A 22,597-nucleotide genomic window follows, 5' to 3' on the forward strand; every position below is an offset into this window, starting at 1 on the left:
TTGGTCGGCAGCTATGGGCATGGCGGTAACACGTATGAGAATGTCACGATTGTCAACGAGGGCGATAGCACCTATTTTAACCCTGTCACAGGTGAAACGGTGTCTTATAGCACATGGGCTTATGACTACACCACCCGTACATATACCCTCTATGATGCGGATGGTAATGTAGTCGCTGTCATTCAGTATGGTGACGATAAGCTAACCATTCAGACCCCGGATGAATCCTACGATATTAATTATGTCGTGCCCGATTCTTCTGGTGGCTCCGGTTCCGGCGGTACCTTGGACCCCGGCGAATCGGGCAGCGGTTCCAGTCTGCTTGATAAAATCAAGGACGGTATTCTTGGTGTGCTTGGTTCTTTGATTGAAGGCCTTTTTGCTTTAATCAAAACCATTTTGGAGAAGTTGCTTACCTTGGCAAAGGACTTGATCTCTTTCGTTTTTGGTTTTCTTACAGATACGGTCCTTGGCGGTATCAAAAATCTGTTTTCCGCCTTTGGTGATTCTGGCGGTTTGTTTGAAGGTCTCAAAGGCGAGGACGGCGGCTTTCAGCTCCCAGAGAGTGAAGGCGTTGCCGGAGCCTTTGCGTTTATCTCCGGGGTTGTCGGTATTCTTCCTGCGGAGATTCGTTCTGTCCTGATTTTTGGCATTGGTGCCATTTTCCTCTTTGCAATCTTGCGGAAAGCTGGTGATTAGTTTTGTTTGAGGTTCTCTGGCTCATGTGTGGCTGGCTTCCATCCCCGTTGAATATTATCGTGTTTGGCGCTTTTTGCCTGCTTGTGGTTTTCGTCCTTTTCAAGCTGATTGCAAAGGTCATTGATATGATTCCATTTCTGTGAGGTGATTTTCCTTGACATTGGCTGATACTCTGACGGTCTTACAAACGGTGTTCGGTAATGCTTGGCATATGATTTGCAGCGTCGAGGTCCCCGGCCTTGGTATCTCCTTCGGCGCTTGGCAGCTTGCCGGGTTGATTATTTCTTTTATGCTGGCTTTAATTCGCTATGAATTTGGCGTTGGCGGTTCCGGCCAGCGTTCCGGGCAAAGCCGCACAAAGCATATTTCCAACGAAAGGAAGAACGACGAAAAATGAAAGCTCGTTTACTGATTGTCTGTTTACTCGTTTCCGCGCTTCTGGTTATCCCCGCTTATGCTGTGGAAGGGGATGCCGCGCCCAGTGAGGAGGTAACGGAGCCTGTCTCTATTGAAACGTCCAAAGAGGAAGAGGGGGTAACGGTGAATGTTACGATTCAGAACCCTGAAACGGTTCCTGCTGCGGATGCTGCGGAAACTTTATTGGAGGATGAAACGGTTGTTTAGTCAGTCTTATGAAGATATGGATATTACCTTAAAACGGCTGGCTCAAAACTATTATGTCATTAAAAAATCTCTGATTCCTTACTTTGTGGTGATGAAACGAATCAAGCGCCGTGTTGGTATTGATAAAACTACGCATCAGATCATTGATGAATATTACTGGGGTTTCCCGGCACTCTCTTCCCGGTGGATATTTACACCACCGCTTTGGAAACTCTTCAACTCCTATTCACGTAAGACCCTTCCGAAAAAGGAATGGGAAAAATGGTAATTGTAACACAATGACCTCTCGCAGCTCCGGAGATCCTGAAGGTGGTTTGTGTTACACTATGCCGCTAAACTCATAAACTCCCTTGGGGTAAGCCAGCTTAAAGACTTCCTCGGGTAGTTGTTCATCCAATCCTCGCATTCAGCAATTTCATTTGCACTGATCTTGCTGAAATCGGTCCCCTTGGGGAACCAGCGCCGAATCATGCGGTTATGATTCTCGTTGGTTCCCTTTTCCCATGCCGCGAAGCTGTGGCAATAGTAAACGGGGCAGCCTGTCACCGCCAGCAGCTTGTCATACTCTAGAAACTCGCTGCCGTTGTCCGTGGTGATGCTTCGGATAATGTACCCGGCTTTTAAAATGCTCCGTAAAGCCTGCCTGATGGTCATTGCGCGCTTGTCTGGTATCTTTCGTATGATTTCACACCGCCCAGCCCGGTCTGTCATGGATGTAAGTTCTTTCCTTCTTCGTCATAGTGTTCATCCTCCTAAAATCTTTCGTTGAGTGGTTCAGGCTGTGCGCCTGCCCTGCGATTTATTTTTGTATGCAAAAATAAAAGGCTTTCGAAAGATGTCAAGTGGCAAACTAAATTACAAATCTTATCAATTTTCCTACGGAAAGAAAATTGGTGAGGTTTGTAATTTAGGCAAACTCTTGATATCGTCCTCCATGGTGACGATCTCGGCGAGCCGGGTACCAGTGCTCACACTGGTTCTAGGCTTCGCCAGCCAGCACAGTAACGTTTTGTTTCTGCGTCCTTTCGTAACACATTTCTAGCCGGCAGCCAGTGCCCAGGCACACGCACATTGTGTTACAAAGGAAAAAACGGCACCCGCAGGCGCCGCTTTCCCCACTCCCAATTTTTAGGAGCATGTTAATTTTCTTCTTGACATTTGCCGGATTTTGCATAAAGCCGGCGAGCCTTTTCAGGAATCCGGCATGCAGGCGTCCAGCAGGTCCTCCAGCTCAATGCTTGCCACCAGACCGTCCTTTAAATAGAAGGCAATGTGCCTGCAAAAGGCGTCGCCGCCGGGTTCATAGATGTAACAGGCGTCGTAGCGGTCGGATTGGAAGGTTTCCAGCTTTTTCGCCGGAATGTAAATGCGCCGGAGCGCTTCCTCGCTGTATCCGCAGTAAAGTCCCCGGGCGGTGCTGAAGTACCCCTCGGACCGGTCGTAGGGCAGTGCGGTGGACAGCTTGTAGAGATACTCCGTTCCGTCGTCGGGAGAGACGAAGTAGCTTACCTGTATGTCTCCGCAGTCCATTTCATACACGGCGCCGTAGGTGTCGGCGCTGCCGGAGTAGGTAAGGGTCCCCTCCAAATCGTAGCCCCAGGGGAAGGCGCCCTCCTGCGGTCCCAGCGTCAAAACCCGCTTTTCACCGGGGACGATGAGGGCAAACTCCGCGCCCGCAGGGGCAGGCTCGCTGGGATTTGCTTCCTGCGCCGCGGCGTAGGCGGCTCGTAGGGCGTCCGCCGCTTTTTGCTCCCTGTCGTCCGCAGGGACGGTCGCTTCCAAAACGGTTTCAAAGCCGCCGTCCGGATGCCAGCACCAGGCCGCCCCGGCAAGGAGCCGGGAAACAGTTTCCTGCCACGCCGGGGGCAGAAGGGAGAGCGCGTGGAGCACAGCGGCGGGGCTTTCCAGAAAGCGGAAAAACAAATCGTCGCTGGCACCCTCGGTAAGCGCGCCGTCGGTGTGGAGCAGATACAGCGCCAGCTGAAGAGCAGACCAGCTGCCAAAATCCGTGGCGTCAAAGGTGGGCAGATCATAGGTGAAATGGAAAATCGTATCCGCGTCCAAATCGAGGCCGTCGCTGGGGCAGAAGCTGGTGAATTTCCAGCCGTCCTGCGTCCGCTCATAGTCCAGCACCGCCGTGGAATAGCCGATGGCGGCGTCGGGCCGTTCCCATTCCCAGCTGTCCGCCCAGAAGGTCAGCGTTACCTTCCAGTGGTCGGGGTCCACCTGCGCGGCGGCGACGCCCTTATCATATAAATAGAGCTGGTCGCCCCGGGCGGTGGCGTGGTCAGCCTGCGCAGCCTCTTCATAAGCGGCGATCACGTCGGCGGCGGCGGGCGCAGGCGGCTGCGCAGGCGCGGGTGCGCCGCACCCGGACAGGAAAAGCGCCAGAGCGAGAGCAAGCAGCCGTTTCATTGAAAACACCTCCTTGGTGATACCCCATGATAACAAACTTTCCCCGGAAAGTCATAACAATTTGGTAACGGAGCATTGCATTGCGGCTTCGGATTTCTTATAATTATTAAAGAGGAACAAACCGAGCGTTTTCAGCGTGGAACGCTCTTTTGAAAATGCAGGAGGCAGATACCATGAAACTGGCGACGGCGGCGCAGATGCGGGAATTGGATCGGCGGGCGATAGAAGAGCGGGGGATTCCCTCCATCGACTTGATGGAGCGGGCGGCGCAGTGCGTTGCAAAGGCGGCGCTGGGGCTGCTGGGGGATCGGCCGGGAAAATGCCGGGCGGCGGTGCTGTGCGGCAGCGGCAACAACGGCGGGGACGGCATTGCCGCCGCGAGATTGCTGTTTCTCGCCGGGGTCCGTGTCCGGGCCTTTTTGGTGGGGCGCTATGAAAAGCTGACGCCGGACGCCCTGACCATGACGGGCCGCCTTTCCGAGTGCGGCGTGGAGCTGGAGCCGTTTGACCCGGAGAATCCGGCGCAGGCGGCCTGGTGCCGGGGCAGCCACGTGCTGGTGGACGCCGTGTTCGGCGTGGGCATCTCCCGCCCGATCGCGCCGGAGTCTCCTTTTGCCAAGGCAATCGGATACATGAACGAGAGCCGGGGCGTCGTGGTGGCTGCGGATATTCCCAGCGGCGTGGAAGCGGACACGGGGCGCGTTCTCGGCTGCGCGGTAAAGGCTGACAAGACGGTTACCTTCACACTCGAAAAGCTTGGCCTGGCGGTGGAAGACGGGGCGCTCTGCGCCGGTGCGGTGGAGGTGGCGGACATCGGTGTGCCCCGGGAGCTGGTGGGGCAGACGGTCTGCTCCGCCCAGACGGTGGAGGATTCCTTCGTCCGCGCCGCGCTGCCGCCCCGGAAGAGAGACGGCCACAAGGGGGACTTCGGCAAGCTCTTGACGGTGGGCGGCTCCGTGGGCTATACCGGCGCGCCGTATCTGACGGCGGCAGCTGCGGCCCGGTCCGGCTGCGGACTGGTATTTCTGGGGGTGCCGGAGAGCATCTGGGCGGTGGAGGCCGCCCGATGCGTTTGCGAGATGCCGTTTCCACTTCCTGAAAAACAAGGGCTGTTAAGTGAAAAAGCTTTGCAGAAGATAGAAGAAAAACTGGCGTCCTGCGACGTGCTGGCGCTGGGCCCCGGCCTTGGCAGAAGCCAGCGGGTGACACGCCTTGTGTGTGCGCTGCTGGAAAGAACGGAAAAGCCGGTGGTGCTGGACGCCGACGGCATAAACGCGCTGAGCGGGCATATGGATATTGTGGACCGGCGTCGCGGCCGCGTCACCATCCTGACGCCTCACGACGGGGAGTTTGCCCGCATCGGCGGGGACCTCTCCCACGGGGACCGGGTTGGGGCGGCCCGGGAGTTTGCCATGTCTCACGGCTGCGTGCTGGTGCTCAAGGGCCACCGGAGCATCACGGCGCTCCCAGCGGGAAACGTGCTGGTGAACACCACCGGGAACACGGGCCTTGCCAAGGGCGGCAGCGGCGACGTGCTCACGGGGATCATCGCCTCTCTGCTGGCCCAGGGGGCAACGCCGGTGCAGGCAGCGGCGGCGGGGGTTTGGCTCCACGGTCGGGCGGGGGAGATCGCGTCTGCCCAAAGGACGGAGTACGCCATGACGCCGGAGGATGTGATCGCGGCGCTGCCGGCAGTGTTTTCGGAATTGATATGACGGGGGGAAGGGCCTGGTGCGCAGATGGATGTGCGTACCAATGATACTGCTGTGCCTGCTGACGACGGCCTGCGGCGGCACGGATGAAGCGGAGGCGGCGAGTCTGCGGGACCGCTACCACGATATGAAGGGCTGTACCATGGAGGCGGCGGTCTCCTGCGATCAGGAGGGGACCGTGTGGGAAGCGCAGCTGCGGTGCGACTATGTTCCCGGCGGGGAGAGCACCATTGAGGTGCTCTCGCCGGAGAGCATCGCGGGCGTGAAGGCTGTACTCTCAGACACGGACTGGAGCTTGGAATACGAGGGCCTCTGCCTCAACGCCGGTCCCCTCAGCCAGGAGGAGATCAGCCCGGCGCTGTGCCTTCCCCGGCTGATGAACGCGCTGCGGGACGGCTGGCTTTTGGAGGAGAACGAGGAGCAGTGGAACGAGACGGAGTGTCTTCGGCTCAGCGTGGACCAAAGCGGCGCGCAGGATGGCAAAATCGTCTCCACGGTCTGGCTGCGGCAGGACGACGGAACGCCGCTTCGCGGGGAGATCGCCGTGGAGGGAAAAATTATTTTAACGGCGGAGTTTACGAGTTTTCAATTTTATGATACGATAGAAAAAGAAGCATCTTAAAACCCTGCACAAAAGGAAAGAGGATCGGATTCCATGGAAGACACCATTTTGCGGCGGACCTGGGCGGAGATCGATTTGGACGCGCTGGGCCATAATTACACAATGGCCCGGCAGCGCACAGGTCCGGGCGTGAAGTATCTGGGCGTGGTGAAGGCGGACGCCTACGGCCACGGCGCGGTGCAGATTGCAAGAAAGCTTGAGGCGCTGGGCGCGGACTATCTGGCGGTATCCAGTCTGGACGAGGCCCGAGAGCTGCGCCACGGCGGCATTGCCATGCCCATTTTGATTCTGGGGCATACGCCGCCGGAGATGGTGGCGGAGCTGATCCGCTACGGGATCACCCAAACCGTTTCGGCCCAGGCCAAGGCGGAGGAGTACAGCGCGGAGGCCGGACGCTGCGGCGGGAAGCTGAAGGTCCATATCAAGGTGGATACCGGCATGTCCCGGCTGGGCTTTCTGGTGCGGGGCGGGCACGTTGACGGCGGCGTGGAGGCCATTGCCCGGTCCTGCGCGCTGCCGCATCTGGAGGCGGAGGGCATTTTCACCCATTTTGCCGCCTCCGACGTGGGCGATCCTGCCAGCGAAGCCTATACAAGAGAACAGTTCGGGGTCTTTACCAGCGTGCTGGACGCGCTGGAGGCCAAGGGCAGGACCTTTGCCATCCGCCACTGCGCCAACAGCGGCGCGCTCGCGCGCTATCCGGAGATGTATCTCGACATGGTGCGGCCCGGCATCGCCCTCTACGGTGTGGGAGACGACGCCAAGGCGCTGGGGCTGCGGCCGGTGATGACGCTCAAGTCCTGCATCTCCACCATCAAGGTGTTCGACCCGGACACGGATATCAGCTACGGCAGGACCTTCCACACAGCCGGTAAGACCCGGGTGGGCGTGCTGCCCATCGGCTACGCAGACGGATTGTTCCGGGGCCTTTCCAACCACATGGCGGTCCAAACGGCGGACGGTCCCGCGCCCATTCTGGGTCGGATCTGCATGGATATGACCATGGTGGATCTCAGCGCGCTGCCAAATATCCACGTGGGCGACGCGGTGGAGCTGTTTGGAAAGCAGCAGCTGGTGGATGATCTTGCAAGGATTCTGGACACCATTCCCTATGAGCTTACCTGCTCCGTCAGCAAGCGGGTGCCCCGGCTTTATCTGGAGCACGGCGAGACGGTGGAGCGAAGCCTTCGGTTGCTGTAAGACGCGACGCACTCACGCCCTGTCCCGCGCATAGGATATTGCGGGGGCAGGGACGCCGGAATTTGCATCCCAGGCGGCGTATAAATTCCGTAACTGCGTGGGAGAATGAAAGTGGCCTCATCGAGTTCCTCTCGATGACGGGTACTTCTTTCGGCGGAGTGTGAACTTTGTGGATACGAGTGTCAAGCGCGGCGATATTTACTATGCCGATCTCTCCCCGGTGGTGGGCAGCGAACAAGGCGGCGTCCGGCCGGTTCTGATTATTCAAAACGACACCGGAAACCGTTACAGCCCCACCGTGATCGCGGCGGCCATTACTTCCCAGACGGGAAAGGCGCGGCTGCCGACACATATCAATCTTCCTGTGGACCAGAGCTGCGGCCTGAGCCGGGACTCTGTGGTCCTGCTGGAACAGGTGCGCACATTGGACAAAAAACGCCTGCGGGAGCGAATGGACCACGTGGAGGAAAACGTGATGGAGAAGGTTGATTTTGCCATTGCGGTGAGCTTTGGCTTGCCTCACGACCAGATGGTGTGAAGCGCCGGTCAACCCGGAAAGAGTGGCTGCCGCTCTTTCCGGGAGGAGCGGTTTTCCGTACAAAAGAAAGGCAACGGAGGTACATATGAAGAAGAACCGATGGTTTTTGCGCATGCTGGCGCTGCTGGCGATCTGCGGCGCGCTGAGCGGGACGATGTCGCTGGCGGCGGAGGCCGGGTCCGATCAGGACCCGCTGGTGACGCTGAGCTACCTGAACGAAACGTTTTTGAACAACGTTTTGGCCCGGGTAGATGAGAAGATTGCCGCCCGGAACGCCCAAATCACGCAGCAGCTCGGTGGACAAGCTACATCCACCGCCGTCTTTTCCGTGGTGACCCTCTCCAGCGGGCAGACCCTCACCGGGGGAATCGGCTGCGAGGTGATGCTCCGGGTGGGCAGCGCGGTCTGCGTTGCGTCCTCCGCCCCCGGTCTTGTGGATGAGACCACCGGCGCAACGCTTGGCGGCGGCAGCGCTCTTTCGCAAAACCACCTGTACATGATGACCGTGGAGGGCCGCGGCGTAAAAGCGGGCGCGGCGACCGTCAAGCTGCTGGTCCGCGGGACCTACACCATCGCCTGAGCTTCATAAAACAGCCCGTCTTTGCATAAGGTTGCATAGACGGGCTGTTTTCTTAAAGGGGAGGGTGGGCCATGGAACGGTTTCCCATGCTGTGGGAGGGCAAACGGATCGGTGAACCGACAACGGAAAAAGAGGCGCTGTATACCTGCTTTTCCGTCCGGTGTCGTCCGCCCGGAGCGGGTCTTTGGTGCGCGTGGGCTGTGGGAGAGCGGGGGGAGCTGCGTCTGGGGGTTTTGGAGCCTGCCGGCGATTACGCCGCCATTTCACGCCGATTTTCAGAGCGAATGACGGCGCCAATGGGCACGCTTGTGCAAGGGCAGCTGCGATCGGTGGAAAGCGCCGGGGAGACCGGCTGGGAAACGGCGCCGGAGCCGGAGCGGCTCTTTCACTCGCCGTGGCTGCGGCGTCAGCTCCACGGTGCGCAGGGAGTGCTGACGCGCACGGAGGGGAAGGGACGCCGTCTGGCGCTGCCATACGACGAGAAGAAGCCGTTCCCGCTGACGTCCCTGTTTTGCTTTTCGGCCTTGTACCGGATCGAGGGCAGGCGGTACGTGGTGTTCACCTTTGACAAGGAGGACTGGCCGGTGCCGCCGCGAGGGGACGGACGGCAAAGCCGCCGCTAAAAAACAGATGGACGGCTTTCGCCACGGGACCGTTCCTGATAAACGGCGGTGGAAACATGGGTTTGATTGGAAAATGCTAAAAAATATGGGAAAGGTAAAATGAGAGATACCATATTTTGCGGCGCTGTGGTATAATACTGATGTCTATGCAAAAGAGAACACCGGTGTTTGCCGGGGAATATTCGGGAGGTTGCCATGAAGTGTCCGTTTTGCGGTTATAGCGAGAGCAAGGTGATTGATTCCCGCCCTGCTGACGAGGGCGCCAGCATCCGCCGCAGGCGGGAGTGCCTTGCCTGCGCCAAGCGCTTTACCACCTATGAGACGGTGGAAAGTCTGCCCATGGTGGTGGTGAAGAAGGATGGCAGCCGCCAGAGCTTTGACCGCCGGAAGGTGCTGGGCGGCATGATCCGTGCCTGTGAGAAGCGTCCGGTGCCGCTGGCGGAGCTGGAGAAGATTTCCGAAGAGATCGAGCAGGACCTTCAAAACTCCATGGAGCGGGAGATCAAAACCGAGCTGATCGGAGAGCGGGTGATGGACCGGCTGCGGAACGTGGATCAGGTGGCCTACGTTCGCTTCGCCTCCGTGTACCGGCAGTTTAAAGACATCGATACCTTCATGGCGGAGCTGAATAAGCTCCTGAAGGAAAAATGAGCCCGTCGTTTATAGAACATTCTTGACGGTGAGCCGCTCCATCTCAGCCAAAAGCCGCAGCTGGTCCCGGAGATCGGAAAGCTCCGCCCGGAACTCATTGGGCTCCCGGACGGCGGCAAAGGCCATGGCCCGCCGGTACATGGCCTCCGCGTCGTCCACGGCGTCATGCTCGGTGACAATGTGCAGATAGGTTTGCCGGCGGGACCAGTCCTCATAGCTGTCGGAGAGGGCAAAGGCCGCGCCGGACCAGTCACCCCCTTGGGCGAGGGCGTCCACCTGTCCCAGCTGGGCACGCCAGCGGGTGGTATGGGTCGTCATGTTCGCGCTGTTCCAAAGGGCAAAGGCCAAAATGACCGCCAGCAGCGCAAGGGGCGGCAGATAGGCTTTTTTCATGGGGCGGTCTCCTTTTTTACGCAGAATACCGCGTCCTGCTCATCCAGCGTCAGCAAAAACACCTCCTCCGGGGAGGACAGGGCGTGGTGACGGAGCTGGTTTTGCAGCCAGGCGTCATCCCGGCCGCAGGCAATCAGGTTTTTGCGCAGGACCCGTCCGTCGTTGATGAGGATGACGGGCAAGGTCACGTCATCCTCCAGCCTTAGCCCCAGCTGCTGCGCGGTGGGGGGCTGGCACGCGGTCCATGGAAACACGGACAGCTGCCCGGAATTTTCCAGCACGGCGTACTTTACGTCCTCAATGCCGGAAAAGCCCTGACCGCGCAGCTCCTCCAGCAGTTCGTCCAGCGTATAGCGGTTTTTCTGCATGGCCGACTGCTCCAGCTTCCCCCGGCGAATGAGGACGGTGGGCGTTCCACAGACTAAAGAGCGGAACCGCAAGTTGTGTAAAGATATTTGACTTAACAGCATAGATAGCGCCAAGAGCGTTAAAATGGGAATGACACCGGCCAACAGCGGGATTCCAAAATCCTGCATGGGGACGGTGGCAAGGTCTGAGATCATCATGGTCAGCACCAGCTCGCTGGGCTCCAGCTCGCCGATTTGCCGTTTTCCCATGACCCGCAGGCCGATCATGATGAGAAAATAGAGTATTACCGTACGCGCAAAGGCAGTCATCATAGGGCAAATCCCTCCGCTCAAACACAGTATTTGCCAAAGCGCGGGCGTTTATACGGGATAGCGCTCCTGATCGGGAGCTTTATTCAAAGATAGATGGCTTTTTAATCGCAGAAGAGAAAGGAGATTCATGGGGCTGCCCCATCACAAAGCGCCATGTACCTGTAAGGCAATTTTGCTTTACAGGGTAACGAGGAGAAAGGAAAATCGAAATTTTCGGCGGATGCCTCTCCGTGACTGCGGGCGCGTGACACAGCTGACAAATATGCGGGCGACCGCAAAACAGAAAGACTGTGACCGCAGGAAAAGTGACAAATGGCTGCGCGTTTGTCCTTTTGGTAAACCTATGAATTATCAGGAGGATTTTGATTGTTATGTGCGGAATTATTGGATTTGTAGGCCGCGAGCAGGCGGCGCCCATTTTGCTGGACGGCTTGGAGCGCATGGAGTACCGGGGATATGACTCCGCCGGTATCGCGGTGCGTTCCGAGACGGCGGGGCTGCAGGTGAAAAAGACCAAGGGGCGGCTGCAAGTGCTCGCGGACCTGACCCACGGCGGCGCCGATCTGGAGGGCAGCGTCGGCATCGGGCACACCCGCTGGGCCACCCACGGAGAGCCCAACGACGTCAACGCCCACCCCCACGTCAGTGGGAACGGCAGGATCGCGCTGGTCCACAACGGCATCATTGAAAATTATCTGGAGATCAAGGAGCATTTGCAGCAAAAGGGCGTGAAATTCACCTCGGATACCGACTCCGAGGTGGTGGCGCAGCTGCTGGAGTTCCACTATAACGAGTGCCACAGTATGCTGGAGGCGGTGGGCCGCTGCCTGCGGCGGATCGAAGGGTCCTACGCCTTTGGCATCATCTGCGCCGATTACCCCAACACGCTGATCGCCGCCCGGAAGGATAGTCCTCTGATTCTCGGCTATGGGGAAAGCGGCAATTTCATTGCCTCCGACGTGACGGCGGTCATCAAGTATACCCGGGACGTGGCGTACATGAACGACGGGGAGATCGCGGTGGTCACAGCCGACGCCATTGATGTGTTTGACAGCGAATTGACCCCCCAGGATAAGGCGCACCATCAGGTGGACTGGGATGTGTCCGCTGCCGAGAAGGGCGGATACGCCCACTTTATGTTCAAGGAGATCATGGAGCAGCCCGAGGCGATCCGCAAGACCATCTCTCCCCGCATCCGGAATGGCCGGGTGGTGCTGGACAATGTTTCCATGCCGGCGGAGTATGTGAAGGGAATCTCCCGCATCTATCTCATCGCCTGCGGTTCTTCCTACCACGTGGGCGTGGTGTGCAAATACAGCTGGGAGCGGCTGCTGCGCCGTCCGGTCCAGGTGGAGCTGGCCTCCGAATTCCGGTACAGCGACCCGCTGGTGGATGAAAATACGCTGGTCATCGTCATCAGCCAGTCCGGCGAGACGCTGGACACTATGGCCGCCATGCGGGAGGCCAAGCGCCGGGGCGGAAGGACGCTGGCGGTGGTGAATGTAGTGGGCAGCTCCATCGCTCGGGAAGCCGACGATGTGCTCTATACCTGGGCAGGGCCGGAGATCGCCGTGGCCACCACCAAGGCCTATTCCACGCAGCTGGCGCTGCTGGATTTGATGGGGCTGTATCTGGGCGAGGCGCTGGGAACCGTGAGCGGTGCGGACTACGACGAGATTTTGAAGGAGGTGCAGGCGCTTCCGGAAAAAATGGAATGTATTTTGGAGCATGTGGAGGACGTCCAGCACGCGGCGTCCCGCTACTTTAACCACGACTCCATCTTCTTTATTGGCCGGAATCTGGACTATGCCATGGGTCTGGAAGGCTCCTTGAAGCTCAAGGAAATCAGCTACATCCACTCCGAGGCTTACGCCTCCGGCGAGCTGAAGCACGGCACTATCTCCCTCATCGAATCGGGCACGCTGGTGGTGGCGCTTGGCACCTACGCGGCGCTTTTCGACAAGGCCATGAGCAACGTGGTAGAGGTGAAGGCCCGGGGCGCGGAGGTTTTGGCCCTTACCACGGAGGCGTACCGGGAAAAGATGGAGAAGGTGGCCGACACCACGCTGGTGGTTCCCCAGACCCACCCGGTGCTCCAGCCGTCGCTGGGGGTGGTTCCCCTGCAATTGTTTGCCTACTATGTGGCGTTGCAGCGGGGCTGCGACATCGATAAGCCCCGGAACCTCGCAAAGAGCGTGACTGTGGAGTAAATCAGACTGCGAAATCCGTCCTGTCGAATCGACAGGACGGATTTTTTGAAAACACGGAAACCTTTTGGTGCATTGAAACGTTGAGAAGGCAAAGAGAAAACGAAAGGGGGTGGGCGCGTCGTGCTGACGACTTTTACGACGCTGCTGGAATCCGACCCGGATCAGGAGCTGTTTGCGCGTATATACCGGGCCAATTTCCGGCAAATGAACCGTTTGGCGGCCCGGCTGCTGGGACAGGGACCCCAGGCGGAGGACGCGGTGCACGACACCTTTTTAAAGCTCATCCGCCACTTTGACGAGCTGCGTGACCGACCGGAGGAGCGGCTTTCCGCATGGCTTGCGGTGGTTGTGAAGAACACGGCGCTGGATGTGCTCCGGCGGGAAAAGCATGAAGTGGAGCTAGAAACGGTATTCTGGGAGCCCACGATCCCGCCGGACCTGGGAGAATTTCAGGCGCTGGTGGCGCTGATCCGGCAGATGCCGGAGGAGTACCGGCGGGTTTTGGAGCTGCGCTTTGTGGCGGAGTGGAGCCTTCAGGAAATCGCAGCGGCCATGGACCTGACGGAAAGCGCCGTCAAGACGCGGGTGTTCCGGGGAAGAAAAATGCTCATTGAGCAGCTACGGAAGGAGGGCTATACGGATGGACGGGCCTGTATTTGACGCATTGCTGAAAACCGCTTTGGAAGAGGCGGCGCTTGCGGATTTGGGTGAGCTGGAGGGCGTGCCGGAGGGACGTTCTTCCGTCCGGCAGCGGCGGCGCATGCGCCGGATGCTGGCGGACCCCCACCGGTATGCCCGCTGCTGGGCGGCACGGGAGTCGGCGGAGACGCCAAGGCGGCGGGGAAGGATCTCCTCCCGTTGGCTAATGGCTGCGGTGATTGCGGCGCTGCTGGCGGGCACCGCGGCAGGCTACACGCTGCGGGGCGGCGATTTTCTCCGCCAGATGTTTGACAAAAGCCCATGGACCGCAGAGTACGGCAGCGCGGCGGACACGGAGCAGCTGCTGGATATGGGCGGCGGAAACGTGGGGACGGTGCTGGAGGACGCGCACTTCCGCTTCGAGCTGCTGGACGCGGTCTCCGAGGGGGAGAACGCCATGGCGGCGGTGCGGATCACGGTTTTGGATACAGAGCCGCTGGAGAAGGCGTTTGGCAGCCACGCGGTGGCTCCGGCGCTGTTTTTGCGGCAGGACGGCTCCTTCTTTCGCTCCGGCTCCAGCGGGATCGAATATATCTATCCGGATCAAGACCCTGATCTGGCGGAAAATCAGTTTTTGCTGATCTTCCGCAGCGACGGCAACCATTCCGCCAGGGAAAAAAAGTACACCATTTCCTTCCATGACTTTGGCTATTGCCGGTACGAAGATCAAGATGACGCGGAGGGAGAGGAAATTGTGCTGGTCCCCGGCGACTGGACGCTGGAAATGAAGCTGAAATTCGACGGCGGCCGGGTAGTGAAAAAGGACGAGACAATCCAAATGGAGGATTGTACCTTTACGGTCAATGAGGTGCGCGTTTCGGCGCTGTCGGTGGGCATGATCGTCCACAGTACATTTGAAAATCTGGATGCGGTGAGCGACGCGCTGATGGACGCGCGCTTCGAGATGAAGGACGGCACGCAGGTGCCCTTCACCGGCTTTCGCCTTAGCGGGATGGGAGAGGACGCGGACGGCTTTGCCAGTGAAATCCTCTACGAGTTTGGGATGCCGCTGGAAAAGGATCAACTCTCCGCCCTTCTTTTCCGGGGACAGGAGATCTCTTTGACGAAATAAGAACAAAAGACCGCCGCTGCTTCCCCTGTGGAAGCGGGCGGTCTTTTGCGTCCGGCAAAATGCCTTCCGCAAGGTTTCTTGCGGAAGGCAAGGGGGAAATTTGTGGATTCTGCCGTTTTTTTAAAAGAGGTGCAACAAAAGGAGCGCGACAATCGTCTTTATTATAACGACTTTTAGCAGGAGGGGAAGAGAGTTCCCCTGCGGAGCGTCCGGAGAAGAACCGCAAAACGGCGGAAAGACGCTGAAAATTCCGAAGGGGAGGCCTCTATGAAGAAAAAACAGCTCCTTGGCGCTGCCTGTTTGCTGGTGGTAACGGCGGCAACCGTTTGCCTTTCCGGCGCGCTCGCCGGGGCGGACAAGCCAAATCCCGGCCCTGCGGCGAGCGCGCAAAGAGCGGAAGAGGTGCGCCGGACGCTGCGGGAATACTTTTCCGGGCAGTACAGCGAAGCTGCCTGCTCTGCAATTTATGCGGACCTCACCCATGATGGATTGGAGGAACTGGTGGTGGTGGAGATGGGCAACGACCGCCGCGGAAAGCCCATTCTGCTCCATAACGGCGTCGTGGAGCCGGATTGCTTCATGGGCGGGGATGGAACGGTGCTGCGCGTCGAGGAGGACGGAACCGTCCGCCCAATCTACCGCTTTTCCAGCGCCGCCAGTCACGCCGGCTGGGGGGAGACGTATCTGAAAAAGCAGGATGGCGCGGCGTATCTGCTGACCTATCAGCCCTACACCGGCATGGGCCGCTCGGATTTTGAAATCGCCCTCTTTTCCTTGGGCGACGAGGGAGAGCCGGTGGATGCCCTGCGGGAGCGGGTGTGCTTTTCCGCCGTGGGAGAAGCGCTGGAAGGCGACGCGGACCCGGAAACGGTGGAGAAGTTTCTGGCCTTGAGCGAGGAGCTGCTGCTGGATGCGAAGCCGCTTTTGGTCTACGATATGATCTACAACGCGCAAACGAGGGCAGACGGCCCCCTCTGGTTTTCCTACCTCGACGAACTGTTTACGGCGTTTTAACAAATTTACATAATAAATGCCGTGAGACTCTTGACCACCGCCGCTTCCCTTCGTATAATGAGAAAAGATGCTGTTGATGAAGAAACAACATGTCGCAGCCATTCGTGGTCTGCGACATTTTTTTGAGCTGTGTGACGACAGAATTCGACGGAAAGGAACTTGCATGAAAAAAAATCATTTGCCAAAGCGGCTGATTTCCGGCGTGCTGGCGGCTTTGCTGACTGCGCTGCCCGCCGCCGCGTTTTCCGATACGGAGGGGCACTGGGCCGAGGGCGCTATCGCCAAGTGGAGCGAGGAGTACAAGCTGATCCAAGGCTATGAGGACGGTACGTTCCGGCCGGATCAGTCCATCACCCGGGGCGCGTTCGCCGGGATCATGGACCGCTTTTTGAAATTCCGGACGGCCTCTGCGCCGGAGACCTTTTCCGATACGGCGGGGACCTACTGGGAGTCCTCCATTTTAAAACTCCATGCCGCGGGCGTGTATCAGGGCAACGGCGGGAAGGCACTCTCGGGGGATTCCATCACCCGCCAGCAGGCGGTCACGATGATCGCCCGGGCCTTCCGAATTACCGGCGATGATGCCGCCGCGCTGCCATACGGGGACGGAGATCTGGTGGCGGACTATGCCCGGGGCGCCGTGGCGGAGATGTCCGATCGCGGGTATATCACGGATTCCTGGAACGGGGATTTTCGGCCGACAGACGCCATCACCCGGGCGGAGATCGTGAATATCCTGAGCAATATGATCCAGCTTCTGGTGCAGGAGACCCGGTCCTATTCCGGGAACGCGGACGGCACCGTCATGATCAACGCCGAGGGCGGCGCGTCCCTTTCCAACATGAAGATTCCCGGCGACCTGATTCTGGCTCCGGGCGTTACCGGGGCGGTGACGCTGACGGACGTCACCATCGCCGGCAGCATCAAAAACTTCAGCGACGTGCAGCCCTCGGTCATCAGCACCGGCCAAACGCCGGAGGCGCCCGTCCTGCCGGTGGACCCGGAGATGCCCAGCCTGCCTGCCATCCAGCCAAGCGAGGTCTATACCCCGGGTACGAAAACGGGGGAGACGGTGGCCTACGGCAGCACGCAGGTCCCGCTCTATGCGGAGCGGGAGCGCATCCGTCTTTCCAGCGGCGACTTTTACTGGGACGGCGACCGGCTCTCTTACGCCGGGGAGGACTTTCGCGTCCGGTTCGGCATTGACGTGTCCGCCTATCAAAACCGCGCCAGCAGCAATGAGACCATCGACTGGAATGCGGTGGCCAATGACGGCGTGGAATTCGCCATGGTGCGGGCGGGTCTGCGGGGCTACTCCAACGGTTCGCTCCTCTCGGACGCGTTCTATAAGCAAAATATTCAAGGCGCGATGGACGCGGGCATTGAGACGGGCGTGTACTTCTTCGCCCAGGCCATCACCGTGGAGGAGGCCATTGAGGAGGCCGACTACGTGATCGAGCTGCTGAAGGATTGCAAAATTGACGGGCCGGTGGCCTACGACTGGGAGATGCACGACGCCACCTACCGGGTCTACGGCACCACGCCGGAAATGGCAACGGCCTGCGCCATCGCGTTTTGTCAGCGCATCGCGGAGGCGGGGTACACCCCCATGATCTACGCGGGCAGCTATGTAAGCTACATCAAATACGATCAGGGCGCTATCGCGCCGTATCTCAGCTGGTATCCGGAGTATAAAAGCGCAACTTCCGAAAAGCTGTTTCCCACCTTCGCCTACCAGATGGATTACTGGCAGTTTTCCAGCAGCTGTTCCATCGATGGAATCGGCGGCCGGGTGGACGCAAACCTTCAATTTATCTCATAAAGAAAACGGACGCCTGTTTTGCAGGCGTCCGTTTTTTGCGATCGAGTATCTCCGTCCGGCGGATGCTTCCGCACACCGCGCCGCTGGGGAGGGACAGCGCTCAGCGCTTTTGGCAGACCAGCTCGCCGCCCTCGGCGTCCAGAACCAACGTGGCCCCCGCAGGCAGCTCGCCCCGGAGAATCTCCCGGGCGAGGAGGGTCTCGGCGCTGCTTTGGAGATAGCGCTTGAGGGGGCGGGCGCCGTAAATCGGGTCGAAGCCCCGGTCGATCAGAAGGTCTCTTGCCGCGTCGGTGACCTCCAGCTTTAAAAGCTTGTCGCCAAGGCGGTTCTTGAGGCCCTGCATCAGAATGTCCACAATTCCCTTGAGGTTTTCTTTCGTCAGGGGCCTGAAGAGGATGATCTCGTCCAGCCGGTTCAGGAATTCCGGGCGGAAAACCTGCCGCAGCTCCTGCATGACCGCCGTCCGCGCGTCGTCGGAAATGCTGCCGTCGCTGCGGATGCCGCCCAGCAGCTCCTGAGAGCCGAGGTTGGAGGTGAGGATGATGATGGTGTTTTTAAAGTCCACCGTCCGCCCCTGAGAGTCCGTGATGCGGCCGTCGTCCAGAATTTGCAGCAGAATGTTGAATACGTCCGGATGGGCCTTTTCCACCTCGTCAAACAGCACCACGCTGTACGGCTTGCGGCGGACGGCCTCCGTCAGCTGGCCGCCCTCGTCGTATCCCACGTATCCGGGAGGCGCGCCGATGAGACGGCTGACGGAGAATTTCTCCATATACTCCGTCATGTCGATGCGCACCAGATTGCGCTCATCGTCAAAAAGGCACTCGGCAAGGGACTTGGCAAGCTCCGTTTTGCCAACGCCGGTGGGTCCGAGGAAGAGGAAGCTGCCGATGGGCCGGTTGGGGTCCGCGATGCCGGCCCGGGAGCGCTGGATGGCCTGCGTCACCAGCTCCACGGCCTCATTTTGCCCGATGACTCGCTTGTGGATCACCTCGTCCAGATGCAGCAGCTTTTCCCGTTCGCCCTCCATCAGGCGGCTCACCGGAATGCCGGTCCACTTGGCCACGATGTCGGCGATCTCCGCCTCCGTCACGGTGTCGTGGACCATGGTGTTGTCCCCGGTGTGTCCCTCGGCGGCTTCCGCCTCACGGAGCTGCTTTTCCAGCGCGGGAAGGTCGGAGTATTTCAGCTTGGCGGCCTTTTCGTATTCCAGACGGGACTGGGCCTGCTCAATTTCCCCTTGCAGCTGTTCCAGTTTCGATTTCAGGTCCTTCACCTGATCCACGCCGTGCTTTTCCGCCTCCCAGCGGGATTTCATGGCGTTGAACTGCTCTTTCCCGTTTGCCAGCTCCCGTTTCAGCTCCTCCAGCCGGTCCCGGGAGAGCTGGTCGTCCTCCTTTTTCAGGGCCATTTCCTCAATTTCCTGCTGCATGATCCTGCGGCGCAGATCGTCCAGCGCGGCGGGCATGGAGTCGATCTCCGTGCGGATCATGGCGCAGGCCTCGTCCACCAGATCAATGGCCTTATCCGGCAGGAAACGGTCGGTGATATAGCGGTTTGAAAGGGTGGCGGCGGAGACCAGGGCGTTGTCGTGGATACGTACGCCGTGGAAGATCTCATACCGATCCTTTAAGCCCCGCAGGATGGAGACGGTGTCCTCCACGGTGGGTTCATTCACCAGCACCGGCTGGAACCGCCGCTCCAGCGCGGCGTCCTTTTCAATATACTGGCGGTATTCATTGAGCGTGGTTGCGCCGATGCAGTGCAGCTCTCCCCGGGCCAGCATGGGTTTGAGCAGGTTTCCGGCGTCCATGCTGCCTTCGGTCTTTCCGGCGCCCACAATGGTGTGCAGCTCGTCGATGAAGAGGATGATCTTCCCCTCGGATTTGCGCACCTGCTCCAAAACGGCCTTGAGCCGCTCTTCAAATTCCCCCCGGTATTTGGCTCCTGCCACGAGAGCGCCCATGTCCAGCGAGAAGATCGTGCGGTCCTTCAGCCCCTCCGGCACGTCCCCCCGGACGATCCGCTGGGCAAGGCCTTCCGCGATGGCGGTTTTGCCAACGCCCGGCTCGCCGATGAGCACGGGGTTGTTTTTCGTTTTCCGGGACAGGATGCGCACGACGTTGCGAATTTCCCCATCCCGGCCGATCACCGGGTCCAGATCCTTCGCCCGGGCACGGGCCACCAAATCGGTGCCGTACTTTTTCAGGGCGTCGTAGGTGTCCTCCGGATTGTCAGAGGTGACGGGGTTGGCCTTCACTTTTGCCAGCTCCTCCGTGAAGCGGGCGCGGGTAATGCCGTGGTCTTGCAGCAGCTGGCGCAGGCGGGGAGAGCCTTCCGCGAAAATGCCCAGCATCAGATGCTCCACGGAGATATACTCGTCGTGGAGTTTTTCCGCCGTCTTTTCCGCCACCGCCAAAGCCTTGCCGGTCTCCGGCGACGCATACACTTCGCCGCTGCCGCCGGACACCGTAGGCAGCTGGTCGATCAGCGTGTCGACCTCGGTGCGCAGCCCACCGCAGTCCGCGCCCATCCGGGCAAACAGGGAGCCAATCAGCCCGCCGTCCTGGCCCAGCAGGGCGCGCAGCAGGTGCTCCGGCGTCAGATATTGGTTTTGACGACTCTGCGCCAGAGTTTGCGCGCTGCGCAGCGCCTCCAGCGTTTTTTGCGTATACTTGTCCATATTCATATTGCGTCTCCTCTCGTGTCAGTATCAATTTTTCTTGATTATAGCACCACTTTTAGCACTGTCAATAAGAAAGTGCTAAAATTTACGAAGGCGGCAAAGAAAGTTCATGAATTCGTCATATCTTTCCCGTGAATCCGTCAAACAATTTGAAAAGGTGATGGAAAGGTGCACAAAAAAACCTCCGCCCCAGTGGGGCGGAGGCGGAGCTTATGAAAAAGGTCTCGCAGAGTTTGCCGCCGGGGCGAAGCATTTTTCAGATGCGGGCAACGCCGGAGTCGTAGGCGGCCTGCTTCACGGCGGCGGCCACCGCGTCCTTTACCCGGGGGTCGAAGGCGGCGGGGATGATATAGTCGGCGGAAAGCTCCTCGTCGGAGATCAGGCCCGCCAGAGCGTGGGCGGCGGCAATTTTCATCGCGTCGTTGATGTCGCTGGCCCGAGCGTCCAACGCGCCGCGGAAGATGCCGGGGAAGGCCAGCACGTTATTGATCTGGTTGGGATAGTCGCTGCGGCCCGTGGCGCACACGGCAGCGCCGCCGGCCTTGGCGTCGTCCGGGAAGATTTCCGGGGTGGGGTTGGCGCAGGCGAAGAGGATGGCGTCCTGATTCATGGTCTTTACCATCTCCGTGGTGACGACGCCGGGGGCGGAAACGCCGATAAAGACGTCCGCGCCAACAAGTGTGTCCGCCAGCGAGCCGGGCTTTTTCTCCAAGTTGGTGACGTTTGCCATCTCTTCCTTGATCCAGTTCATGCCCTCGGTCCGACCGGCGTAGATCGCGCCGTGGCGGTCGCACAGGGTAATGCTGGGGAAGCCGGCGGAGAGCAGCAGCTTTGTGATGGAGATGGCGGCGGCGCCCGCGCCGTTGATGACCACCCGGACGTTTTGTGGCTGCTTGCCCACCACCTTCAAAGCGTTGGTAAGGCCCGCTAGCGTGATGACGGCGGTGCCGTGCTGATCGTCGTGGAAGATGGGAATATCGCAGCGCTCTTTCAGCTTTTTCTCAATTTCAAAGCAGCGGGGGGCGGAGATATCCTCCAGATTGACGCCGCCAAAGGAACCCGCCAGCAGCGCCACGGTATTGACGATGTCGTCCACGTCGTGGCTCCTCACGCAAAGGGGGATGGCGTCCACGCCGCCAAAGGCCTTGAAGAGCACGCACTTGCCCTCCATCACCGGCATACCGGCCTCGGGACCGATATCGCCCAGTCCCAGCACGGCGGAGCCGTCCGTCACCACCGCCACGGTGTTCCACCGGCGGGTCAGCTCATAGCTTTTGCTGACGTCCTTTTGAATTTCCAGACAGGGCTGGGCCACGCCGGGGGTATAGGCCAGAGACAGGGATTGCTTGTCGCCCACGCTGGCACGGGGCGTCATTTCCAGCTTGCCCTTCCACTCGTAGTGCAGATGCAGAGATTCCTTTGCATAATCCATGGTTCCACGCTCCTCCCATATTTTAGAAAGTGTTTTTATTATACGAAAAATTGCTGCGGCTGTCAATTCCCGCTTGGGAAGGAAAGACTTGAATTTCCGGCGTTCCTATGGCAGAATAGAGGGAAGAACAGGGGGTGTGGATGTGAAAGTTTCCACGAGAGGCCGCTATGCGCTGCGGCTGATGATGGACCTTGCGTCCCACGACGGGGATGGGTATGTATCGCTGAAGGATGTGGCGCTGCGGCAGGAAATTTCCATGAAGTATCTGGAGCAGATCACCGGGCTTTTGTCCAAAGCGGGATTGCTGCACAGCGGGCGGGGCGCGCAGGGCGGATACCGGCTTGCAAAGGACCCAGCGGCCTATACCGTGGGCAGCATCCTGCGCCTGACGGAGGGGAATCTTGCGCCGGTGGCCTGTCTGGAAGGGCCGGAAAACCTGTGCCAGCACTGCGGAGAGTGCCCCACGCTGGACTTTTGGACGGGACTGTACGCCACCGTCAACGCGTATATCGACCGCTATACGCTGGCGGACCTGTTGGCGGAGCAGGCGCGCAAGCAATAGAAAAACGGGGGGCCGGCATCAGCCGGCCCCCCGTTTTGATCCAGTGGGAAGTTACAGGGACTTCTCGTAGGACTCGATCATCTTCTTGACCATCTGGCCGCCGACAGAGCCGGCCTCGCGGGAGGTCAGGTCGCCGTTGTAGCCTTCCTTCAGGTTGACGCCAACCTCGGAAGCAGCCTCCATCTTGAACTTATCCATAGCGGCACGAGCCTCGGGAACGTTGATCTTGTTGTTAGAAGTGTTAGCCATAATAGTTTCTCCTTCTCATTCATCATAATTTGTGTTTGTTGTATTTGCGCTTACTGGGTATCGCCTGCATAGTTTGACTCGAAAGAAGGAGAATATGCCGTTTTTTTGGCGGAA

General features: G+C 59.2%; 23 protein-coding genes and 1 pseudogene. 17 read left to right on the forward strand and 7 right to left on the reverse strand.

Annotated elements, in window-relative coordinates; all coding sequences use genetic code 11:
- The 4 genes from PHI30_RS00840 to PHI30_RS00855 form a co-directional block, all read left to right on the forward strand.
- Positions 1–699 (forward strand): hypothetical protein (locus PHI30_RS00840; RefSeq protein WP_300022591.1); only part of this gene is annotated, 699 nt, incomplete at its 5' end.
- A gap of 160 nt (positions 700–859) precedes the next feature.
- Positions 860–1,096, forward strand: a complete 237-nt coding sequence (locus PHI30_RS00845) for a hypothetical protein (protein WP_300022594.1) — start codon at positions 860–862, stop codon at positions 1,094–1,096.
- Entirely contained in the window at positions 1,093–1,323 is a 231-nt protein-coding gene (locus PHI30_RS00850) for a hypothetical protein (RefSeq protein ID WP_300022597.1), read from the forward strand. The genes PHI30_RS00845 and PHI30_RS00850 overlap by 4 nt, the downstream gene beginning before the upstream one ends.
- Positions 1,316–1,591, forward strand: a complete 276-nt coding sequence (locus PHI30_RS00855) for a hypothetical protein (RefSeq protein ID WP_300022600.1) — start codon at positions 1,316–1,318, stop codon at positions 1,589–1,591. The genes PHI30_RS00850 and PHI30_RS00855 overlap by 8 nt, the downstream gene beginning before the upstream one ends.
- Before the next feature lie 56 nt (positions 1,592–1,647).
- Here PHI30_RS00855 and PHI30_RS00860 read toward each other — a convergent pair.
- Together PHI30_RS00860 and PHI30_RS00865 are read right to left on the reverse strand one after the other, a co-directional pair.
- Positions 1,648–2,037: pseudogene (locus tag PHI30_RS00860) on the reverse strand (IS30 family transposase); the annotation flags it as partial.
- Positions 2,038–2,514: 477 nt separating this feature from the next.
- On the reverse strand, positions 2,515–3,738 hold the full coding sequence (locus PHI30_RS00865) for a hypothetical protein (RefSeq protein WP_300022603.1): 1,224 nt from the start codon (positions 3,736–3,738) through the stop codon (positions 2,515–2,517).
- A gap of 173 nt (positions 3,739–3,911) precedes the next feature.
- Between PHI30_RS00865 and PHI30_RS00870 the strand changes: the two genes are divergently transcribed.
- The 7 genes from PHI30_RS00870 to nrdR all read left to right on the forward strand — a co-directional run bounded on the left by PHI30_RS00870 (position 3,912) and on the right by nrdR (position 9,664).
- Complete coding sequence (locus tag PHI30_RS00870) at positions 3,912–5,453, forward strand: NAD(P)H-hydrate dehydratase (RefSeq protein WP_300022605.1); 1,542 nt, start codon at positions 3,912–3,914, stop codon at positions 5,451–5,453.
- Between the two features lie 40 nt (positions 5,454–5,493).
- Entirely contained in the window at positions 5,494–6,072 is a 579-nt protein-coding gene (locus tag PHI30_RS00875; protein ID WP_300022608.1) for a hypothetical protein, read from the forward strand.
- Positions 6,073–6,105: 33 nt separating this feature from the next.
- Positions 6,106–7,272 (forward strand): alanine racemase, encoded by a 1,167-nt coding sequence (alr, locus tag PHI30_RS00880; protein WP_300022610.1) that lies wholly within the window; start codon positions 6,106–6,108, stop codon positions 7,270–7,272.
- 169 nt (positions 7,273–7,441) lie between these two features.
- Complete coding sequence (locus PHI30_RS00885; RefSeq protein WP_300022613.1) at positions 7,442–7,810, forward strand: type II toxin-antitoxin system PemK/MazF family toxin; 369 nt, start codon at positions 7,442–7,444, stop codon at positions 7,808–7,810.
- A gap of 85 nt (positions 7,811–7,895) precedes the next feature.
- Positions 7,896–8,390 (forward strand): hypothetical protein, encoded by a 495-nt coding sequence (locus PHI30_RS00890; protein ID WP_300022615.1) that lies wholly within the window; start codon positions 7,896–7,898, stop codon positions 8,388–8,390.
- A gap of 71 nt (positions 8,391–8,461) precedes the next feature.
- Positions 8,462–9,013, forward strand: a complete 552-nt coding sequence (locus PHI30_RS00895; protein WP_300022617.1) for a hypothetical protein — start codon at positions 8,462–8,464, stop codon at positions 9,011–9,013.
- 195 nt (positions 9,014–9,208) lie between these two features.
- Positions 9,209–9,664 (forward strand): transcriptional regulator NrdR, encoded by a 456-nt coding sequence (nrdR, locus tag PHI30_RS00900; RefSeq protein WP_300022619.1) that lies wholly within the window; start codon positions 9,209–9,211, stop codon positions 9,662–9,664.
- 9 nt (positions 9,665–9,673) lie between these two features.
- On the opposite strand, the gene PHI30_RS00905 is transcribed toward nrdR, so the two are convergent.
- Together PHI30_RS00905 and PHI30_RS00910 are read right to left on the reverse strand one after the other, a co-directional pair.
- On the reverse strand, positions 9,674–10,057 hold the full coding sequence (locus PHI30_RS00905) for a DUF4363 family protein (protein ID WP_300022622.1): 384 nt from the start codon (positions 10,055–10,057) through the stop codon (positions 9,674–9,676).
- Entirely contained in the window at positions 10,054–10,737 is a 684-nt protein-coding gene (locus PHI30_RS00910) for a DUF421 domain-containing protein (protein WP_300022625.1), read from the reverse strand. Before PHI30_RS00910 ends, PHI30_RS00905 begins: the two co-directional genes overlap by 4 nt.
- Positions 10,738–11,108: 371 nt before the next feature.
- Between PHI30_RS00910 and glmS the strand changes: the two genes are divergently transcribed.
- The 5 genes from glmS (at position 11,109) to PHI30_RS00935 (ending at position 17,554) form a co-directional block, all read left to right on the forward strand.
- Positions 11,109–12,947 carry a glutamine--fructose-6-phosphate transaminase (isomerizing) gene (gene glmS, locus PHI30_RS00915; RefSeq protein WP_300022628.1) on the forward strand — a complete coding sequence of 613 codons (1,839 nt, stop codon included), beginning with the start codon at positions 11,109–11,111 and terminating at the stop codon, positions 12,945–12,947.
- 120 nt (positions 12,948–13,067) lie between these two features.
- Positions 13,068–13,607, forward strand: a complete 540-nt coding sequence (locus tag PHI30_RS00920) for a sigma-70 family RNA polymerase sigma factor (protein WP_300022631.1) — start codon at positions 13,068–13,070, stop codon at positions 13,605–13,607.
- Positions 13,588–14,718 (forward strand): hypothetical protein, encoded by a 1,131-nt coding sequence (locus tag PHI30_RS00925; RefSeq protein WP_300022634.1) that lies wholly within the window; start codon positions 13,588–13,590, stop codon positions 14,716–14,718. The genes PHI30_RS00920 and PHI30_RS00925 overlap by 20 nt, the downstream gene beginning before the upstream one ends.
- 267 nt (positions 14,719–14,985) lie before the next feature.
- Positions 14,986–15,732, forward strand: coding sequence for a hypothetical protein (locus PHI30_RS00930; protein ID WP_300022637.1), 747 nt, complete (start codon positions 14,986–14,988; stop codon positions 15,730–15,732).
- Between the two features lie 163 nt (positions 15,733–15,895).
- Positions 15,896–17,554: an S-layer homology domain-containing protein gene (locus tag PHI30_RS00935; protein ID WP_300022640.1), complete on the forward strand. Its 1,659-nt coding sequence runs from the start codon at positions 15,896–15,898 to the stop codon at positions 17,552–17,554.
- A 100-nt stretch (positions 17,555–17,654) separates the two neighbouring features.
- Here the strand turns inward: PHI30_RS00935 and clpB are convergent, their stop codons facing one another.
- Positions 17,655–20,243, reverse strand: a complete 2,589-nt coding sequence (clpB, locus tag PHI30_RS00940; protein ID WP_300022643.1) for an ATP-dependent chaperone ClpB — start codon at positions 20,241–20,243, stop codon at positions 17,655–17,657.
- 253 nt (positions 20,244–20,496) lie between these two features.
- Entirely contained in the window at positions 20,497–21,672 is a 1,176-nt protein-coding gene (locus tag PHI30_RS00945; RefSeq protein ID WP_300022646.1) for a malic enzyme-like NAD(P)-binding protein, read from the reverse strand.
- Positions 21,673–21,814: 142 nt separating this feature from the next.
- Here PHI30_RS00945 and PHI30_RS00950 point away from each other — a divergent pair, with 142 nt between their 5' ends.
- On the forward strand, positions 21,815–22,234 hold the full coding sequence (locus PHI30_RS00950; RefSeq protein WP_300022649.1) for an Rrf2 family transcriptional regulator: 420 nt from the start codon (positions 21,815–21,817) through the stop codon (positions 22,232–22,234).
- 51 nt (positions 22,235–22,285) lie between these two features.
- Here the strand turns inward: PHI30_RS00950 and PHI30_RS00955 are convergent, their stop codons facing one another.
- The gene (locus PHI30_RS00955) at positions 22,286–22,483 is read right to left on the reverse strand and encodes an alpha/beta-type small acid-soluble spore protein (RefSeq protein ID WP_300022651.1); all 198 of its coding nucleotides are present in this window, start codon (positions 22,481–22,483) and stop codon (positions 22,286–22,288) included.
- Between the last annotated feature and the right edge of the window lie 114 nt (positions 22,484–22,597).

This window comes from Oscillibacter sp., from assembly GCF_028693505.1.
Taxonomy (GTDB): Bacteria; Bacillota; Clostridia; order Oscillospirales; family Oscillospiraceae; genus Oscillibacter.

Coding starts and splice junctions, on each gene's coding strand:
- PHI30_RS00895 (WP_300022617.1), top strand. CDS start 8,462: ATGGAACGGTTTCCCATGCTGTGGGAGGGCAAACGGATCGGTGAACCG.
- alr (WP_300022610.1), top strand. CDS start 6,106: ATGGAAGACACCATTTTGCGGCGGACCTGGGCGGAGATCGATTTGGAC.
- PHI30_RS00945 (WP_300022646.1), bottom strand. CDS start 21,672: ATGGATTATGCAAAGGAATCTCTGCATCTGCACTACGAGTGGAAGGGC.
- PHI30_RS00905 (WP_300022622.1), bottom strand. CDS start 10,057: ATGAAAAAAGCCTATCTGCCGCCCCTTGCGCTGCTGGCGGTCATTTTG.
- clpB (WP_300022643.1), bottom strand. CDS start 20,243: ATGAATATGGACAAGTATACGCAAAAAACGCTGGAGGCGCTGCGCAGC.
- PHI30_RS00890 (WP_300022615.1), top strand. CDS start 7,896: ATGAAGAAGAACCGATGGTTTTTGCGCATGCTGGCGCTGCTGGCGATC.
- PHI30_RS00875 (WP_300022608.1), top strand. CDS start 5,494: ATGATACTGCTGTGCCTGCTGACGACGGCCTGCGGCGGCACGGATGAA.
- PHI30_RS00925 (WP_300022634.1), top strand. CDS start 13,588: ATGGACGGGCCTGTATTTGACGCATTGCTGAAAACCGCTTTGGAAGAG.
- PHI30_RS00850 (WP_300022597.1), top strand. CDS start 1,093: ATGAAAGCTCGTTTACTGATTGTCTGTTTACTCGTTTCCGCGCTTCTG.
- PHI30_RS00935 (WP_300022640.1), top strand. CDS start 15,896: ATGAAAAAAAATCATTTGCCAAAGCGGCTGATTTCCGGCGTGCTGGCG.
- PHI30_RS00865 (WP_300022603.1), bottom strand. CDS start 3,738: ATGAAACGGCTGCTTGCTCTCGCTCTGGCGCTTTTCCTGTCCGGGTGC.
- PHI30_RS00910 (WP_300022625.1), bottom strand. CDS start 10,737: ATGATGACTGCCTTTGCGCGTACGGTAATACTCTATTTTCTCATCATG.
- glmS (WP_300022628.1), top strand. CDS start 11,109: ATGTGCGGAATTATTGGATTTGTAGGCCGCGAGCAGGCGGCGCCCATT.
- PHI30_RS00930 (WP_300022637.1), top strand. CDS start 14,986: ATGAAGAAAAAACAGCTCCTTGGCGCTGCCTGTTTGCTGGTGGTAACG.
- PHI30_RS00955 (WP_300022651.1), bottom strand. CDS start 22,483: ATGGCTAACACTTCTAACAACAAGATCAACGTTCCCGAGGCTCGTGCC.
- PHI30_RS00870 (WP_300022605.1), top strand. CDS start 3,912: ATGAAACTGGCGACGGCGGCGCAGATGCGGGAATTGGATCGGCGGGCG.
- nrdR (WP_300022619.1), top strand. CDS start 9,209: ATGAAGTGTCCGTTTTGCGGTTATAGCGAGAGCAAGGTGATTGATTCC.